Raw genomic sequence first — 14,553 nt, forward strand, 5'->3', positions numbered from 1 at the left:
GCGCTGCGGAGAATTGCCTCCGTCACGGCGATCAGCGGGAACGTGGACACGGGCGAGTGGGCGGCTGAATTTGCCGAAACCGAGTTCGCGCGGCTCGCGGGACGGCTGTTCTACGTTCTGCACGACCTCAATACCCTGCAGATCGATCCTGTAGCCGAGGGCATCGATGTCATTGTTTCCGGCCCCTCTCACGTGCCGAAGATCAAGACGGTAGACGGCTTGCTCTACGTGAATCGCGGCAGTGCCGGGTACCGGCGCTTCAAGCTACCGACCGCGCTTGCGAGGCTCGCTCTGCACCCGATATCTGGGTGCATTGATGGGAAGCTAACCAGGCTTAGCTTCTCACTATCGCACGCTATGTTACGCCTCACATGCGCTGCGCGTACGGGTGACGCCGTCACGCGTGCGCTCAGTTCCGTGAACGCCCACGTTACATCCCCGGAAATGTAACGGAATATTCGAGAAACTAGATTTCTATCAGCAAACCGAAGTCGCTTGCGCGCTCAACCAGGCGGCGGCAGACGGTGACGTAGCTAGTCCGCTTGCCGCGGCGTTTCTCGCTAGGCGTGGGGGCCAGACGAGGGTCGTCGATGTCGCGCGTGGTTTTATACAGCGGACCGATGGTGATCCCGCATGGCATGCCTGCCGGTGCCGCAGCCGCCAGCTGCCTGAGCTTCTCAGGGGCTGCCGTGCCTGGGCATACGGTGATCAGGTAGGTATCGGCTCCACGGTCCTGAACGACCTCAGCCCATGGCAGCCAGCGTGGCGGCTCGACCCATCGGCGCATTGCGACAATATCATTGATGGCCGGTAGCTGCCGAGTCGTTATACCGGCCTGGTAGGCTGCCCATGCGACGCGCGTGGCGAAGGAGGCGGCGTAGGCGAGGTCTTTGACGTGAACCAGCGGCTGGTCCTGCATGTAGCGCAGGGCAGGAGCGTAGCGCTCATCGAGCAACCACGTAGTGTGTCTGGTGACGTTCGTTGGAGGCGATCGTCGTCTAGAACGGGATGTCATCAGCAGTGAGGGTGGTGGGCTTCCGCTCTCGAGGAGCGGGCATCGGTGGTGCCAGCGGCCTTGGGGGACGAGTGATCGGTTGGGCTCGTGCTGCTGCTGCCCCGGCGTCATCCGTCGACAGGCGCGGCCGGTCAGGCGGCGGCGGTGCTTGGATCCTCGGCTCAGGCGGCAGCGGACGTGGCAGACCCAACCGAAGCGTTGTCGGGTACGCTTGCGCTGGTATTGGCACTGCGGATCTGCGCGACAGGAACGACCCTGGAGGATACGCCGGTTTCGCGCAGGAGGGTGCTGGAGCCAGTGGCGGCTTGGACCTGCCCGTGACGGTGGCGACACCCGGAGGCTGACGAACCGGCTGTACCGCTTGTACTGGCTGAGCCGCACGCACGGGCCGTCCGAGAGGCGAAAATACGGCTGGAGGATACGGCGGTTTAGCGCAGGGGGGCGCTGGAGCCAGTGGCGGCTTGGACCTGCCCGTCACAGTGGCGACACCCGGGGGCTCACGTACCGACTGTACCGCCTGCACTGGCTGAGCCGCACGCTCGGGCCGTCCGAGAGGGTCAAAGTACGTCGGCTCGGGGCGCGGCAGTGGGCGCAGCGGAACAGTAATTTCCGGCGCGTCGTCGTGATCATCGTAGTACGTCTCAGCGATCGTTTCGCTTTCCTCATCGTCGGTCCGCACCACATGATCTATGACACAAGGCATGTCGACCGGCATCGCGCTCGCGGTGGTCGTTTGCTTTTGCTGATGTGGATTTTCTGCCGCTATTTGCGCTCGCGGCATCAGTCTTGGGAACCGGCGGATAACTCTCATGCTTCCTCCAAAAGTGCAGCGATAGCTGCGTCGACGTGCTGGCGTACGATGTCGCTACACGGTGGCTCTGAATCACGCATCCATGAATCCAGATCGAAGTCGACAGCGGCAGCGAGCTGGGCCTCTCGCCTGATGTAGCCCGCGGCATAGCCGGCATCGTCAGCGCGACGTCTCAGATCGTCCGCGTAGCTGCGTAGATGGTCGGTCAGCAACTGGTAGATCCTCCTGACCTGCTCAGGATGCATATTGCAATCGACCCGAGCCCGCAGCTCCCGCTTATCGCAGCCGAGCAGGGCGGCACCAGTGGTGCGCCACGCAGATCCGCTTGTATGTTGGCAGGTCGTCACGAGGTTCTGCCAATGCCTAGTGTTTGGCCACCGTCGCATCACGTGCACTCGAACTGATGGCGAACCCTGCATTTGCCGCAGATGCGGTGGCCGATGTGCAGGCTGAAAAATGGCCGCTTGCACGTCATGCAGGCGCGCAACCGGGCCTTCGGATCACGGACTGAGTAGCGCGAAACCGCCGTGACGATCGATGTCTCGGTTCGGCCCATGCGGTGGGCCACCTCGCCATTCGAGAGGCCCTCTTCGCGAACGAGACGGGCGAGGGTCAGGATGTGGTCTTCTGTCCAGACCTCTCCGCCGTTCGATGGTTTGACGACAGGAGGAGCGGTGTCGCGCGATTCCGGAGCCGCTTCGAAACTCGCGTGTTTCGGCATGAACGTCATCGCTGGCAGTCCTCGATACCCGTTGAGGTGGCTGTTTCCCGGCCCATGTACTGGACAAACGCCTTTTCGGCCTTGGCGATCTTGCGACCGCGGGTATGCGCTGCGATGCGCTCGCGGGCCATCAGCAGCATCAATCTGTCGTCGACGCCGGCGACAGGCCGCTTGCGCTCCAGATAACGGTAGAGCGTCGACCGGCCAATGCCGAGTGCGGCAGCGATGTGTAGGCACCAGCGGCCGCCGGGATAGAGCCGCTCGGCGACCCAGCGGATGCGGCCGGACTGGCTGGCAGGGATGCGTGACGAGAGTTCTGGCAACGGTGCGGATCCTAGTTTTTAGTACACAGAAAGATCGATGAAGTGTCGAAAACATAATGGCACACGATCTGTTTCAACTGTCAAGTGTGAATGCATGATCGCGTATCCTTGCTGAGATTTTTTTGAAATCGGTTTGCGACTTGCAGGTTGCCGGTGGATGCTGCGCGACATCCAACGGGAGAACGTCATGATCCATGCTCTCATCACCGCAATAACGACGGCGCTGCGCGCGTTTGTTCGCGCAGTCTGTGCAGTCGCAATGGCACCGCTCCGTCTCATCAATCGCGTGCTCTGCGGCGACGCGCCGCAGGAGATTCTCGCTCCGGTCCCGTACGAATACGGTGATGAGCAGTCAGAAACATTTGATCGACAAGCGCTCTATCGCGAGATCGCCAACCGCATAATTTCTTGGGCGGCGGAATCCATCGTGGCCGGCCGGCCAGTCTCGCTGACAATGGCTCCGGGAATTCCGATCGCTCTGCGAGATTGGCTGCCGGGACTGACGCGCGCTGAATGCGCTGCCATCATAGGGGCAGATGAAATCGCTGTAGCTGCGCATTTGCAGAAGCTTTTCACGTTGCCAGGTGTGCGTCCCGTGCAGCGTCTGCCGAGGCTGCAGGAGTGGCCTGAGGAGCCCGCACCGGCGTGTGATGCGGGCTCCCCCAGCCTTATTTATTCTGCAGATGGCGGATGGCCCGCGCGACAGCATGCTCGCGCTGAAGCCGCGCGATCGTCAGCTGTTGCGCCTGGTTGATCCGATGCTCGCGGGCTCGAAGCGCCTCAGACAGATTGAGCGCTGCACGAAGTTGGCGTTCGTTCCAGTCTGCGAACGCAGCCTGACGCTGTGCTCGGACGTTGGCGATCCCTGCGCCAATCGCGCCGGCTATCGTCAATGCGCCGCCGACGGCTCCTGCGGTGAATGCTCCTGCGTTGAAGTTTGTGTGACTGCCGCCGACCATGGTCCAGACCTTCCTCATATTTATAGGACACAAAATGTCCCACTACTTGTATAATAACCGACAATATGTTACTAAGCGTTCCAGTTAATTCTTCGAATTGCGTGTATTCGCAATTTTCGAATTGTTGAGGGTGAGCATTTTGCGTATTTGGATTCAGTCGGACCTACACGGCGACATCGCACATAACGGCTACGCGCCACCTATCGACGTCGAAGCAGATCTCGTTGTCGTCGCGGGCGACGCGATGGCGCCTGCGACGCTCGCGCTGCCGTGGTTGCGCCGGTCGTATGGGCCCGATCTGCCGATAATCTACGCGCCCGGGAACCACGATTTCTATTCTGATCATCGCAGGCCAGACACCCGGACAACGTGGCAGTCGCAGCGCGCGAACGCGCCGCGCGTCGCCGAAGACCACGGAATCACGTTCCTCGACGACAGCGCCGTCGAGATTGGAGGCGTTCGTTTCATAGGGGCGACGCTTTGGTCCGATTTCTCGGCGCGGGCGCCGCACGTCAGCTTCGAAGACGCTGTGCGCGAGGCTTCGAAGGGCATGAACGACTACCGCTTGATCAAGGTCGAGCCGGGCCGATCGAGAGACACTCTGCGTCCGCGCGACACGATCAACTCGCATAAGTGGTCACGTGCGTTTATCGAGCGCACGTTGCAAGAGCCGACGGACTGCGCGGAGACGGTCGTGATTACGCACCACGCGCCAAGTTACCGCTCCTTGACGCACCGTGGTCTCGCATTCTCAGACCTTGGCCAATGCTACGCCAGCAACCTCGAGTCGCTAATGCATGGGCCGCATGCTCCAGAGATCTGGATCCACGGTCATATCCACGCCAGCCGTGACTACCAGATCGGTAATACACGTGTAATTGCGAACCCTCGCGGATACCCGACGATGTCCCGTCCAAATGCGCCGCGCGAAAACCCCCATTTCGATCCGCGCCTCGTCGTTGAGGTGGGGCCGAGCCTGACGCCAGTCATGAGGATTTAGGATGGCCGTTTTCCTGATTGCCGATACGCACTTTGGCCACGCCGGAATCATTCGGATGTGCCGGCGCCCGTTTGCCGACGTTCGCGAGATGGACGCAACGATGATTGCGAACTGGAATGCGGTCGTGAGGCAGGCCGACGACGTGATCCACCTCGGCGATTTCGCGCATCGCTATGACGCGGCCAAGCTGCCTAAGTTGTTCGCGAGCCTGAACGGCCGCAAGCACCTCATCAAAGGTAATCACGACGACGCGGCCACGCTCGCACTGCCGTGGGAAAGCGTGCGCGACATCGCGTATGCGTCGATCGACTCGCAGAACGTGGTGCTGTGTCACTACGCGATGCGCACGTGGCCACGCATCCGCAAGGGAGCTTTGATGCTGTATGGCCACAGCCACGGAAGGTTGGCCGGCAACGTGCAGAGCTGCGACGTTGGCGTCGACGTGCTTGGGTTCGCTCCGGTCCGGCTCAAAACGATCAAGTCGTACCTCGCAACGCTGCCTCTGATGAATGATCCGGAAGCGCGCGAGGAGATCGACAACGACGATGGAGGGTTGAAGCTGTGAGTATGCAGAACCGCAACTGTGAGTCATCGGAATGAGACTGATCGCCGCCACGCATCTCGTGCCAGATCATCGCGGCTGCGAACCTAAATGTGCTCGTAGTGATCTCGGAGGCGCTGAAGGTCGCCGACGAGGTCCATCTGCATCCCGACGCGGCGGAAAATTTTAAGATGTGGTTGGTCGAGGACCAGAAACGGAAGAGGAGGCTAAATTGATCATCGACCTCGTTCGGCGGCTCGTAAACTACCTGCGCGGCCCAAATGACCGCGTCGCTATCGACCTCGACGCGGTGTACCGCGAAAGCGAACGCCGCGAGCAGGCCCGGGCTACATTCCGACGCGAGCTCGATCTTGAGCAGCGCCGGACGTCGATGCAGGTTGGATCATGGGCGACCGTTACGGTGTCTCAGCGCACGCGCGCCGATACACCGCCACGCATGCGCCGTGAGATTCTTGAATGGCTTGCCGGACTCACGGCGCAGGAGGTGTTCAACCTGTCGAAGGTCGGGCGCGAGCGCATCAGGGCGCACATCTACGCGGGCGTCCTCATCGCGGGGGTCCGTCGGGTGCAGCCTCTGCCGCCGTGCTCGTTAAATTTCCCTGCACCCGTGTCGCCGGTGCAGGATCTGCGCGAGCGAGACGGTAGCGGAGGCATTAGGCCGAAGAGGGGCTTCGGACGCTGATGCCCTCCTACTACGCCCGCACTCTGCGATTGCGCAAGGCCGCGCGCTGGCAGGCGACCCCGAAGATCGTGCGCCTGCTCGGGATTCCGACGAAGCCGAAACGCAAGCTGAAGACCGAGGAACACGACGCGCAGGTCGAATTGTTTCGCGACCACATCCGGCCGCGCCTGGTGGAAGGCGTGGTGGTTTTCGCCATCCCGAACGGCGGCCATCGGGCGAAGCGCGAGGCGATCAAGATCAAGGAAGAGGGCGGCGAGCCGGGTGTCCCGGACATCTTCGCGATCCATCTCGGCCAAGTCTACTTCCTCGAGATGAAGAAGGCCAAGGGAGGTCGGGTGTCTAGGGATCAACGCGCCATGATGGCGCGCCTTACGGCCGCCGGTGCGATCTGCGCTGTAGCGAAGGGGTTGGACGAGGCGGTCAGACAGCTGGAGGCGTGGGGCCTCCTGGAGTGCGCAGTGGCGACGGGGGCAGAGGAGATGGCTGCGTGACGAGTGCCCCGCAATCGCGTGTTGTGTCGGCCGTGGTTCTTGCGAACGGGTGCCTGCAGATCGTCGTCGAACCGCCTCCTTACGCCACGCACATGCAGATCGCTCGCGCGGAGCAAGCCCTGTCGCAGGCGATCGGATGCGCAGTCGACGTTGTTACGCCGACAATCCTGCAGAACCGCCTCAAGAGTGCTATCCGGGACACTGTCTTTCACGAGCTCGACGCCGCCGGCGAGAACGGCTACCCGCTCGACAGGTGGACGGCCGAAGCAATCGCAGAAGATCTCACGCGCTGCTCGCCGGCGCTGGACGGAGGGGATCCGAAGGAACTGCTGCCGTTAGTGCGGGAGTGGATGGCGAAGAAGCCGTGCCGATTTGCCTGATATATCCTTCAATTCTGCTTCCGCCCTCCATTTTGCAGAATATAGCCGGCAATCGCGTTAACCGTAGAGGCAAAGGTTTCTGTCGATGGGAAGGTAACTCTCGTTCGCGCGCTTGATTCACGACGACGTGAATCAAATTATGATTGCGAGTTTTCAAAGTTGTGATGATTATTATCACGACAGACGCGAAACCATCGCGTCGCAGCTAGACAGGGGAGTTCAGGTGCACAAACAGTTTTTCATGCTGCATGGCGGCCATCTGGTCGCGAAAGCCGATCGTATCGCCCGGCGATACGGCGGCCGCCACGTCAACACTATCGATGCCGGTCAGGCGCGCGGCTGGTTCGAGGTGCCCTCGACCGGCGGCCTGATCGATAACCAGCGCATCACAATAATCAGGAACGAGATCGAGCGGGCCGGCGGCGTCGAGTCCCTTCGGCGCAAGCGACCGCTGAAAGCTGCTTGATGGCGAAGCTATCGCCGCGCGCCGCCCGCGTCGTCGCCGCCGGTGAGGCGGCGTTCGGCCAGCGGTGGCAGTCGGCGCTGGCGCGCGCCGCGGGAGTCCCACAGTCTCTGCTGGCGATGATCGCCGGCGGTGACCGGGAGCCGACCGACGACGCGTACAAGCAGGTCGCACAAGGGCTCATGGAGGAAGCCGATCGCGTGCGCGCGACGGCCAAGGAAATCGAGAAGCTGGCGCGGCGCATGCTCCGTGAACTGGAGTAAATCAAGCTTTCACCAGCCCCTTGAAGCTGGGATGCCTCAACGATCCGTCATCGGTGACGTCCCGATATTCCACGTCGGCGATCAGTGAGGGCTCGACCCAGCGAGCCTTTGGCTTCCGGACGGGCTTAGTCAGCTTCTGCTTCGGCGTCGCGATTGCGTCCAGGCGCTTGCGTAAGTCGGCGGAGACAACCCGGGAAAACCCGGTGCCGACCTTCCCGACGTATCGAAGGTCCTTGCCCTCGCGCTTGCCCAGATAAAGCGCGGAGATGCCGCCCACGCCAGGGATGAACCCCACGATCGGAAACTCACCTCGGACGGATGTTTTGACCTTCTGCCAGCTGTCCGAGCGGTCGCCGGACCGGTAGGGCGCGTCGGCGCGCTTGGAGATGATGCCTTCCCAGTTCAGGCGTTTGGCGGCCCCGTCGGCCTCCAGATGTTCGCTGTAGAGCACTGGAGCCGCCAGGCCGGCGTTCTCGAACAGCCGCTTCAAAGCCCGTTTGCGCTCGAGCAGGGGCACACGGCGGAGGTCGTAGCCGTCCAGATATAGGAGGTCGAACGCGTAGAAGAGCAGGCGGTCCTGTCGGCCGGCGGCCAGGTCGGCCTGAAGCGCGCCGAAGTCGGTCCTCTCATCGACGACAACCACGAAGTCGCCGTCAATGATGGCCTGGTCGACGCGGAGGGCCGCCAGCGCATCCGCGATCGCTGCGAAGCGCTTTGTCCAGTCCAGGCCCTTGCGGGTGAATATTCTGGCCTTACTGCCGACGACATGGGCCCGCGAGCGGTACCCGTCCAGCTTGATCTCATGGATCCAACGGTCCCCGGTTGGGGGCTTGGGCTTCAGGGAGTCGAGTTGCGGAGCGATGAAGCCAGGCATGGTCTCAAGGCGCACCGCACCGTCGATCGCGGCGAGAGACCTGTCCTTGACTTGGGTACGCCTGGCCATTCGTCGGTGAAAATTTGATTGCGGCGGTGAAAATTCGATTTTCACAGGCCTATTGGGCAAATTCGACTGCGCCAAGCGGATATAGGACGCCGATAGAGACGGGTCGGTTAGCACGGCTCGATATCGGTGCGTGATGTGTGACCACCGCTACTGGGCCGCCGCGCGGTTTGCGCATCTCGGTTTCGAAAAAGCGGCGCGCTTAAATGTGCCGGTTCAACGCACGGTGAGGCTGAAACCGTTGCTGGGAGCGTTGGTCCCGCGGAACCGGCCGATCTGTATTTTACGCGGTCGCCGCCGCCCGCCCGGCGTCGGTGATGCGATACTCGATATCTCCGGATGGAAGTGGTTCGGTTTCCACGAGACCCAGCTCCACGAGCCGCGCCACGATTTCGTGGTCGAACGTCGGCGGGCTGACCCAGGATTCGCCGAGGAGCTTTCTCAGAAAATCGCGCTCCAGATCGGTCAGCTCCATCTCGCGCTCCTCTGCGATCTCTCCCGGACCGGTATCGCGGCCACCTCATCCGATGTCCGGGAGATCAGCGTTTAGCCGCGGGTTCTGCCAGGAACGGAGCCATCGTGGCTCCGTTGACTTTCGAAGACAACATCCAGGAGGTCAACCATGGCCATGGAAAATCGCGAGACGTTCAGCCTGATCGGCAGCGACAAGGTGGAGGGTATGAACGTGTACGGGGCCGACGGGGAAAAGGTCGGCTACATCGAGCGCGTCATGATCGACAAGGTCAGCGGCAAGGTGTCGTACGCGGTGCTCAGCTTCGGCGGCCTGCTCGGCATCGGCGACGATCACTATCCGCTGCCCTGGCAGGCGCTGAAATACGACACCAACCTCGGCGGCTACGTCACCGGCATCACCCAGGACCAGCTCCGTGGCGCCCCCAAATACGCCGACGAAAGCAGTTGGAATTGGAGCGACCCGGCGACCACGCGCTCCGTGAACGCCTACTATGGCGTGCCGGTGGCCTGAGGCGGGACGACACTCTGACGTCTGCCTGCTCGACGCACCGCCGCCCCGGTCGACGATCAGGCCTGATCGCCGAGGAGACTTGAAAGTGAGTGACGCCGTTCGTGTTCTGGTCGTGGAGGACGAAGCTCTCATCGCCAGCTTCGTGGAGGACGCGTTGTCCGACGTCGGTTTCGAGGCCTGCTCGGTCCCTTCGGGAGAAGCGGCCTTCTCCACGTTTTGCGATGGCCGTGAGGGATGTCGGGTGCTGCTGACGGACATCAACCTAGGCGACGCATCAGCGGCTGGGAGCTGGCGCGGCAAATCAGGGAAATCACGCCTGGCTTTCCCGTGGTCTACATGACGAGCGCCAGCGCGCCTGACTGGCAATCGCAGGGCGTCGACGGCAGCGTCCTGATTCAGAAGCCCTTTGCGCCGGCGCAGTTGGCTGCCGCCGTCTCGCAGCTACTCGATACCGGGGCCTCACCGGCTTGAACCGGAATCGTTGTGAGTTTCCGATCCTTCGATCGAGCCCGTAAGGAGCAGCGGGTCGCTTGCTCGCGCTATCCTTTAGCCACGCGTTTTGCGGCCGCGGCGCGAGCCGCCGCGACGGCCATCCAGTCCCGCAGCAGGCCTCTGTCCTCTCTCGAAAAGGAGGCTCGCCGCTTGAGATCCTCCAGCGTCTGGCCGGGATGGCATCGCTCGAAATCCTCGCGGATCAGCGTCTCGAGATAGGTCCGATCTCAGGCGCCGGCGGCATCGAGAAGTTGGTGCGAGTAGGTCTTCATGGTTGTCGTTTCGATGCCCGCGGTCGAGGCGGTCGATGCCCGCACAACGGCAAGAGCGATTTGTTGGTTCGCCGGCAGATATCGAGGAGAGGCGCCGAGGCGGGAACCTGTGCAAGTCCAGGCCGTTCGCAAGCTGGGGGCTGCCTTGAAGGAGCCGTCACGATGATCGAAACCGAGACCCTCTTGGAAAAGTGCCCCCGTTGTGGCGCTTGGCCCATGGCCGCGAACCTGCAGCGGACCTGCTCCGCACAGCCGGATATCCGGTTCAGGTGTTCAAGGTGCCACGGTGACGAGGCCGGCCGGCTGGGGCGCCCGTCCGTGCAGCGCGACCCGCAGCGGACTCTGGACGCGGCCTGATGAAGATCCGGTCGCATTCGGAAAGTCACCTCGTCCAGCTCGAAGACGGCTCACAATGGCAGGTATTTCCGGGCGATATCGATCTCACGCTCGCTTGGAAGCCCGAGACCGACCTGACGGTGGCCATGACGGACGATGACGTGGCCTCGCACACGCTGGTCGGCGGCGGCGTGAAGGTCCGCGTCATACCAGCGGGCGAAAGCTGGCCTGTGCGCGAGGTCAAGGACGCGTTGAAGCAAGGCTGATCGCGGGAACCCGGCCCCATTTGACCGCGGTCTCGCACCTCGCTCTTGAACCCACCGTAGACTCCCGGAATCCAAAATGCGGCGCGGAAGGCTTATGTATTCCGCAGCACCGGGGCTGGCGTTTTCATCACTATTCATATTTTTCCGGTGGGCCGCAGGCGGATCGTCTGCGGCCATTTCGCGTCCGGACGTCTAATTGCGAGAGGCGTTTGTCGGGGCACCGGCATCAGCCGCCCCTGGCGGCGCCTAACGTATCGGCCATCCTGGCGCCACGCGCGCCCAGCGGCTTCTCCGCTCCCGTCGTCGTGTCGCGCGCGATCTGATGCTCCATCTCGGCATCGAGCTCCGCACCGAGCAGGATGACGATGGCGGAGATCCAGAGCCAGTCATGAAGCCGATCGCGGCGCCGAGCGATCCGTACGTCTCGTTGAACTTGCTGAAACTGGCCGCATACCAGGAAAACAGCCCGGACGCGCCGAGCCACAGGATGGTCGCGATCGCGCTGCCCCACGTGATCCAGCGCCAGCGCGGCGCCTCGCGGCTCGGCCCGAAGCGATAGATCAGCGCGAGCGCCAGCGCGACCGCGACGAACATCGCGGGCCACCGGGCGATGCGAACGAGAAGATCGGCGGCGTTCGAGAGGCCGACGAAGTTCAGCACCACGGGCAAGACCACCACCGCGCCGAGCGCGATCAGAACGAAGGCGATGCCGGCGAGCGTGAAGGAGAGGGACAGCGCGTTCAGCTTCACGAACCCTCGCTTCTCCTTCTCGCCGTAGACGATGTTGAGTGCGTCGAACAGCGACTTCATTGCCGCGTTCGCGCTCCAGAGCGAGACCGCCAGGCCGATAGCGAAGGTGAGACCGAGTGTCTGATTGCCCTTGGAAGCGACCCGCGTGAGCTGCTCCCTCGCGACATCGACCGCGCCGCCGGGAAGGAACCCGGAAACCTGGTCGAGGTGCTTGGCGATGCCGGAAGGATCCGAGAAGAGCCCGTAGATCGCGACGAGGGCCGCAAGCGCCGGAAAGATCGCGAGCAGGCTGTAGTAGGTCATCCCGGCGGCGAGCGCGAGGACGCGGTGCTCGGAGATGTTGCCGTAGACCCGCAGCAGGATGTCCTTCCATCCCTTCGCCGGAATCTCGGAGGGCGCGGAAGCGAGCCGGCCGCGGTCCTTGCCTTCCGTCGCGACGGCGTCGGGGCAGGCGTTCCGATCGCCCTCCCGCTTCTCGCGAAATGCTTCGTCGCGCGTCGAGGCCACGTCGTCGGACGGGGCAAGGCGATCCCATATGAACGCTAAGGTGGGAAGTCCCAGCGCTGCCGCCAGACTCCATCCGCCGTTATCCGCAGGCGGGGCATCCGGCTCCGGGATCTTAGCCATCGAACTCCTCCGCGAAATTCAATCGCACCGCGGAGAATGAGTTCCTCTTTGCTTGCCTCCGCAAACGAGGGAGCTTGCTCAGGCGCTCTTGGCGCAAGGCCAAGCGACCACCTGTCCGGACATCACCAGCCGGTCGCGGCCGCTGTCCTTGGCGGCGTAGAGCGCGCGGTCGGCCGTCGCCACCAGGGAGCCGCAGTCCATCGCACCCTCGGAAGGCATGTTGGTCGCGCCGCCGAGGCTCACCGTGACGATCTTGGACGGCAGATTCAGCGCGTGCAGCATGCCGAGGTCGCGGAGCGCCCGGCGCACATTCTCGCCGACGAGCTCGCAGCCATCCGCGTCGGTGTTCGGCAGCAGGAGGGCGAATTCCTCGCCGCCGTAGCGTGCAGCAAGGTCGGCAGGACGGCGCAGCTGCGCAGAGAGGATCCGCGCCAGAGCGCGCAAGCAGGCGTCGCCGGCCTGATGGCCATACTGATCGTTGAACTTCTTGAAGTGATCGACGTCGACCAGCAGCAGCGAGAGGGGAGAGCCGTCGCGCTTCGCCCGCGCCCATTCCTCGGCGAGGCGCTCGTCGAAAAGCCGCCGATTGGCGATGCCGGTCAGGCCGTCGGACGTGGCGGGGCGGCGAGCTTGTCCTGCAGGTCCTTCTGCTCGGTCATGTCGCGCGAGATCGCCACGACGCCGTCGATGTCATGGGTTTCCGACGACCGGGTCACGCGCAGCGCCGTCTCCACCCAGATCTCCTTCTTCTGACGGTGATTGGCGCGATAGATGATGCGTGCCTCCTCGGCCTCTCCGGCCTTCAACGCGGCGACGACCTGCTCGACGTGCGGCCGGTCCTCCGGATTGACGCCGTCGAGAGCCGAGGTCCCGAGCAGCCTCTCCGGGTCCCAGCCGAGGATGCGGGCGCAAGACGGGGAGGCGTAGAGGATGCGCTCGTCCAGCCCGACGCGCATCACCACGTCGCTGCACTGTTCGGCGATCAGGCGAAAATCGCCTTCCTTGGCGACCAGGGCCGCCGCCATACGCTGTCCCTTGGAGAGATGACGCACCAGGAAGAAGCCGATCAGCGCCATCGACAGGGTCAGACCGGTGACGATGCCAAAGCGCGTGACGGCCTGCTGGCGCCATGGGACGAGGACATCGCTCTGCGCCTTGGTCGCCAGCACGACGATCGGATACCGGCTGCTCTTCTGGTAGAAGCTCAATCGCTCCTGCCCGTCCAAAGGTGATTTGAAGTAGTAGGCGCCGGCGTCCGGCCGCTGGCCCATGGTCCTGAACAGCGGCGAGCCTGACATGTCCCGTCCGACGTAGGCGCCGTCGTCGTCGCCACTCCTGGCCAGCATGATGCCGTTGGCATTCAGCAGCGAGACCGCGCCGTTGGGACTGATGTCAAAGCGCCGGTAGAACTGCATGAAATAGGCGACGTCGACGCTCGTCAGCACCACGCCGGCGAAGCTGCCGTCGGGATGATTGAAGCGGCGGGACGCGGTGATGATCCACTGTCCGCCGGACCGGCTCTTGACTGGCCGACCGATCAACGTGCCGCGATCTGCCGAGGCGCGATGGTGCTGGAAGTAGTCGCGATCGCTGTTGTTGAAGTTGGAGAAGTCGCCGTCTTCGGTGGTCGCGAGCCAGCGGCCGGTTTCAGAGTAGACGAAGATGCCGCGGATGCGCTGCCTGTTGTACTTGCGGGCTTGCAGGAAGCTCTGGATCTTGGCCACCGCGGCCGGGCTCGTTCCGCCGACCTCCATCCGGTCGGCCATTCCGCCCAATGCCCGCCGCCGCGTAAGTTGCATCGCCGATCTCCTGATGGCTGATCGCGAGAAGTAACGTCGATGGATTTGGCCCCGTTCCACCAGCCGGTCTCGGTGCCGTCAGCGTCGCGCACGGGCGGGACGGTCGGGCTCTGCGGGCAACGATGGCGCCGTCGACACGCAGCCTCCGTCGATTCGCTTGTGCTGGCGCGCCAAGCGGCACTAAGCTGGCGGCGGCAGGGGAAATCCAAAATGCCGGTGCTGCATCCGATCCGGAAGCCGTGCCCTCACTGCGGGCGGCCGATGAAGCTCGTCCGCGACGAGGCGGCCAAAGGCGGGGAGCGCTACGTTTGCTCCGATTGCGACCGGGATCCGCTGCTCGATCCCGCCGCCCGCAGGTGGATCGACAGTCCGCTGAAGCCGCCAGGCCAATCGTAGGCCATGGACGCAAATCGACC

At 63.2% G+C, this 14,553-nt stretch carries 20 protein-coding genes and 2 pseudogenes; 12 read left to right on the forward strand and 10 right to left on the reverse strand.

What is annotated here, in order from left to right; genetic code table 11:
* Positions 1 to 3: 3 nt before the first annotated feature.
* Complete coding sequence (locus H8A95_RS09135) at positions 4 to 450, forward strand: metallophosphoesterase family protein (protein ID WP_233286983.1); 447 nt, start codon at positions 4 to 6, stop codon at positions 448 to 450.
* A gap of 16 nt (positions 451 to 466) precedes the next feature.
* Here the strand turns inward: H8A95_RS09135 and H8A95_RS09140 are convergent, their stop codons facing one another.
* From H8A95_RS09140 to H8A95_RS09160, 5 genes are all read right to left on the reverse strand, one after another.
* Positions 467 to 955, reverse strand: a complete 489-nt coding sequence (locus H8A95_RS09140) for a hypothetical protein (protein ID WP_229182863.1) — start codon at positions 953 to 955, stop codon at positions 467 to 469.
* 867 nt (positions 956 to 1,822) lie between these two features.
* The gene (locus H8A95_RS09145) at positions 1,823 to 2,038 is read right to left on the reverse strand and encodes a hypothetical protein (protein ID WP_229182864.1); all 216 of its coding nucleotides are present in this window, start codon (positions 2,036 to 2,038) and stop codon (positions 1,823 to 1,825) included.
* Positions 2,039 to 2,211: 173 nt separating this feature from the next.
* On the reverse strand, positions 2,212 to 2,556 hold the full coding sequence (locus H8A95_RS09150; protein ID WP_229182865.1) for a hypothetical protein: 345 nt from the start codon (positions 2,554 to 2,556) through the stop codon (positions 2,212 to 2,214).
* Positions 2,553 to 2,870 (reverse strand): hypothetical protein, encoded by a 318-nt coding sequence (locus H8A95_RS09155; RefSeq protein ID WP_229182866.1) that lies wholly within the window; start codon positions 2,868 to 2,870, stop codon positions 2,553 to 2,555. The genes H8A95_RS09150 and H8A95_RS09155 overlap by 4 nt, the downstream gene beginning before the upstream one ends.
* A gap of 668 nt (positions 2,871 to 3,538) precedes the next feature.
* Positions 3,539 to 3,829: a hypothetical protein gene (locus H8A95_RS09160; RefSeq protein ID WP_229182867.1), complete on the reverse strand. Its 291-nt coding sequence runs from the start codon at positions 3,827 to 3,829 to the stop codon at positions 3,539 to 3,541.
* A 130-nt stretch (positions 3,830 to 3,959) separates the two neighbouring features.
* On the opposite strand from H8A95_RS09160, the gene H8A95_RS09165 reads away from it, so the two are divergent.
* From H8A95_RS09165 to H8A95_RS09195, 7 genes are all read left to right on the forward strand, one after another.
* The gene (locus tag H8A95_RS09165; RefSeq protein WP_229182868.1) at positions 3,960 to 4,829 is read left to right on the forward strand and encodes a metallophosphoesterase; all 870 of its coding nucleotides are present in this window, start codon (positions 3,960 to 3,962) and stop codon (positions 4,827 to 4,829) included.
* 1 nt (position 4,830) lies between these two features.
* A complete protein-coding gene (locus tag H8A95_RS09170; RefSeq protein WP_229182869.1) occupies positions 4,831 to 5,394 on the forward strand; it encodes a metallophosphoesterase family protein in 564 nt (187 codons plus the stop codon).
* Positions 5,395 to 5,602: 208 nt separating this feature from the next.
* Entirely contained in the window at positions 5,603 to 6,073 is a 471-nt protein-coding gene (locus H8A95_RS09175; protein ID WP_229182870.1) for a hypothetical protein, read from the forward strand.
* 29 nt (positions 6,074 to 6,102) lie between these two features.
* The gene (locus H8A95_RS09180; protein WP_229182871.1) at positions 6,103 to 6,564 is read left to right on the forward strand and encodes a VRR-NUC domain-containing protein; all 462 of its coding nucleotides are present in this window, start codon (positions 6,103 to 6,105) and stop codon (positions 6,562 to 6,564) included.
* The gene (locus H8A95_RS09185; RefSeq protein WP_229182872.1) at positions 6,561 to 6,944 is read left to right on the forward strand and encodes a hypothetical protein; all 384 of its coding nucleotides are present in this window, start codon (positions 6,561 to 6,563) and stop codon (positions 6,942 to 6,944) included. Before H8A95_RS09180 ends, H8A95_RS09185 begins: the two co-directional genes overlap by 4 nt.
* A gap of 112 nt (positions 6,945 to 7,056) precedes the next feature.
* Complete coding sequence (locus tag H8A95_RS09190) at positions 7,057 to 7,410, forward strand: hypothetical protein (protein WP_229182873.1); 354 nt, start codon at positions 7,057 to 7,059, stop codon at positions 7,408 to 7,410.
* Positions 7,410 to 7,670 (forward strand): helix-turn-helix domain-containing protein, encoded by a 261-nt coding sequence (locus H8A95_RS09195; protein ID WP_229182874.1) that lies wholly within the window; start codon positions 7,410 to 7,412, stop codon positions 7,668 to 7,670. The genes H8A95_RS09190 and H8A95_RS09195 overlap by 1 nt, the downstream gene beginning before the upstream one ends.
* Before the next feature lies 1 nt (position 7,671).
* On the opposite strand, the gene ligD is transcribed toward H8A95_RS09195, so the two are convergent.
* Both ligD and H8A95_RS09205 read right to left on the reverse strand, forming a co-directional pair.
* On the reverse strand, positions 7,672 to 8,658 hold the full coding sequence (gene ligD / locus H8A95_RS09200) for a non-homologous end-joining DNA ligase (protein ID WP_338027808.1): 987 nt from the start codon (positions 8,656 to 8,658) through the stop codon (positions 7,672 to 7,674).
* A gap of 235 nt (positions 8,659 to 8,893) precedes the next feature.
* Positions 8,894 to 9,085: a hypothetical protein gene (locus H8A95_RS09205; RefSeq protein WP_028150789.1), complete on the reverse strand. Its 192-nt coding sequence runs from the start codon at positions 9,083 to 9,085 to the stop codon at positions 8,894 to 8,896.
* Positions 9,086 to 9,232: 147 nt separating this feature from the next.
* Between H8A95_RS09205 and H8A95_RS09210 the strand changes: the two genes are divergently transcribed.
* From H8A95_RS09210 to H8A95_RS09220, 3 genes and pseudogenes are all read left to right on the forward strand, one after another.
* Positions 9,233 to 9,595: a PRC-barrel domain-containing protein gene (locus tag H8A95_RS09210; protein WP_229182875.1), complete on the forward strand. Its 363-nt coding sequence runs from the start codon at positions 9,233 to 9,235 to the stop codon at positions 9,593 to 9,595.
* Between the two features lie 85 nt (positions 9,596 to 9,680).
* Positions 9,681 to 10,066: pseudogene (locus H8A95_RS09215) on the forward strand (response regulator).
* Positions 10,067 to 10,715: 649 nt separating this feature from the next.
* Positions 10,716 to 10,961 carry a hypothetical protein gene (locus H8A95_RS09220; RefSeq protein WP_229182876.1) on the forward strand — a complete coding sequence of 82 codons (246 nt, stop codon included), beginning with the start codon at positions 10,716 to 10,718 and terminating at the stop codon, positions 10,959 to 10,961.
* 226 nt (positions 10,962 to 11,187) lie between these two features.
* On the opposite strand, the pseudogene H8A95_RS09225 reads toward H8A95_RS09220, so the two are convergent.
* The 3 genes and pseudogenes from H8A95_RS09225 to H8A95_RS09230 form a co-directional block, all read right to left on the reverse strand.
* A pseudogene (locus H8A95_RS09225) lies at positions 11,188 to 12,338 on the reverse strand (YihY/virulence factor BrkB family protein).
* A 78-nt stretch (positions 12,339 to 12,416) separates the two neighbouring features.
* Entirely contained in the window at positions 12,417 to 12,941 is a 525-nt protein-coding gene (locus tag H8A95_RS44680; protein ID WP_338027811.1) for a diguanylate cyclase domain-containing protein, read from the reverse strand.
* Positions 12,938 to 14,137, reverse strand: a complete 1,200-nt coding sequence (locus H8A95_RS09230; protein ID WP_338027809.1) for a PAS domain S-box protein — start codon at positions 14,135 to 14,137, stop codon at positions 12,938 to 12,940. The genes H8A95_RS44680 and H8A95_RS09230 overlap by 4 nt, the downstream gene beginning before the upstream one ends.
* A 210-nt stretch (positions 14,138 to 14,347) precedes the next feature.
* On the opposite strand from H8A95_RS09230, the gene H8A95_RS09235 reads away from it, so the two are divergent.
* A complete protein-coding gene (locus H8A95_RS09235; RefSeq protein WP_229182877.1) occupies positions 14,348 to 14,533 on the forward strand; it encodes a Lar family restriction alleviation protein in 186 nt (61 codons plus the stop codon).
* The last annotated feature ends 20 nt before the right edge of the window (positions 14,534 to 14,553 follow it).

Origin of the sequence: Bradyrhizobium oropedii (genome assembly GCF_020889685.1) — a bacterium.
GTDB lineage: Bacteria > Pseudomonadota > Alphaproteobacteria > Rhizobiales > Xanthobacteraceae > Bradyrhizobium > Bradyrhizobium oropedii.

Bases quoted from the DNA above. Each gene is read 5' to 3' on its own strand.
- H8A95_RS09150 (WP_229182865.1), bottom strand. From the start codon at position 2,556: ATGACGTTCATGCCGAAACACGCGAGTTTCGAAGCGGCTCCGGAATCG.
- H8A95_RS09160 (WP_229182867.1), bottom strand. From the start codon at position 3,829: ATGGTCGGCGGCAGTCACACAAACTTCAACGCAGGAGCATTCACCGCA.
- H8A95_RS09220 (WP_229182876.1), top strand. From the start codon at position 10,716: ATGAAGATCCGGTCGCATTCGGAAAGTCACCTCGTCCAGCTCGAAGAC.
- H8A95_RS09195 (WP_229182874.1), top strand. From the start codon at position 7,410: ATGGCGAAGCTATCGCCGCGCGCCGCCCGCGTCGTCGCCGCCGGTGAG.
- H8A95_RS09230 (WP_338027809.1), bottom strand. From the start codon at position 14,137: ATGCAACTTACGCGGCGGCGGGCATTGGGCGGAATGGCCGACCGGATG.
- H8A95_RS09210 (WP_229182875.1), top strand. From the start codon at position 9,233: ATGGCCATGGAAAATCGCGAGACGTTCAGCCTGATCGGCAGCGACAAG.
- H8A95_RS09170 (WP_229182869.1), top strand. From the start codon at position 4,831: ATGGCCGTTTTCCTGATTGCCGATACGCACTTTGGCCACGCCGGAATC.
- H8A95_RS09235 (WP_229182877.1), top strand. From the start codon at position 14,348: ATGCCGGTGCTGCATCCGATCCGGAAGCCGTGCCCTCACTGCGGGCGG.
- H8A95_RS09205 (WP_028150789.1), bottom strand. From the start codon at position 9,085: ATGGAGCTGACCGATCTGGAGCGCGATTTTCTGAGAAAGCTCCTCGGC.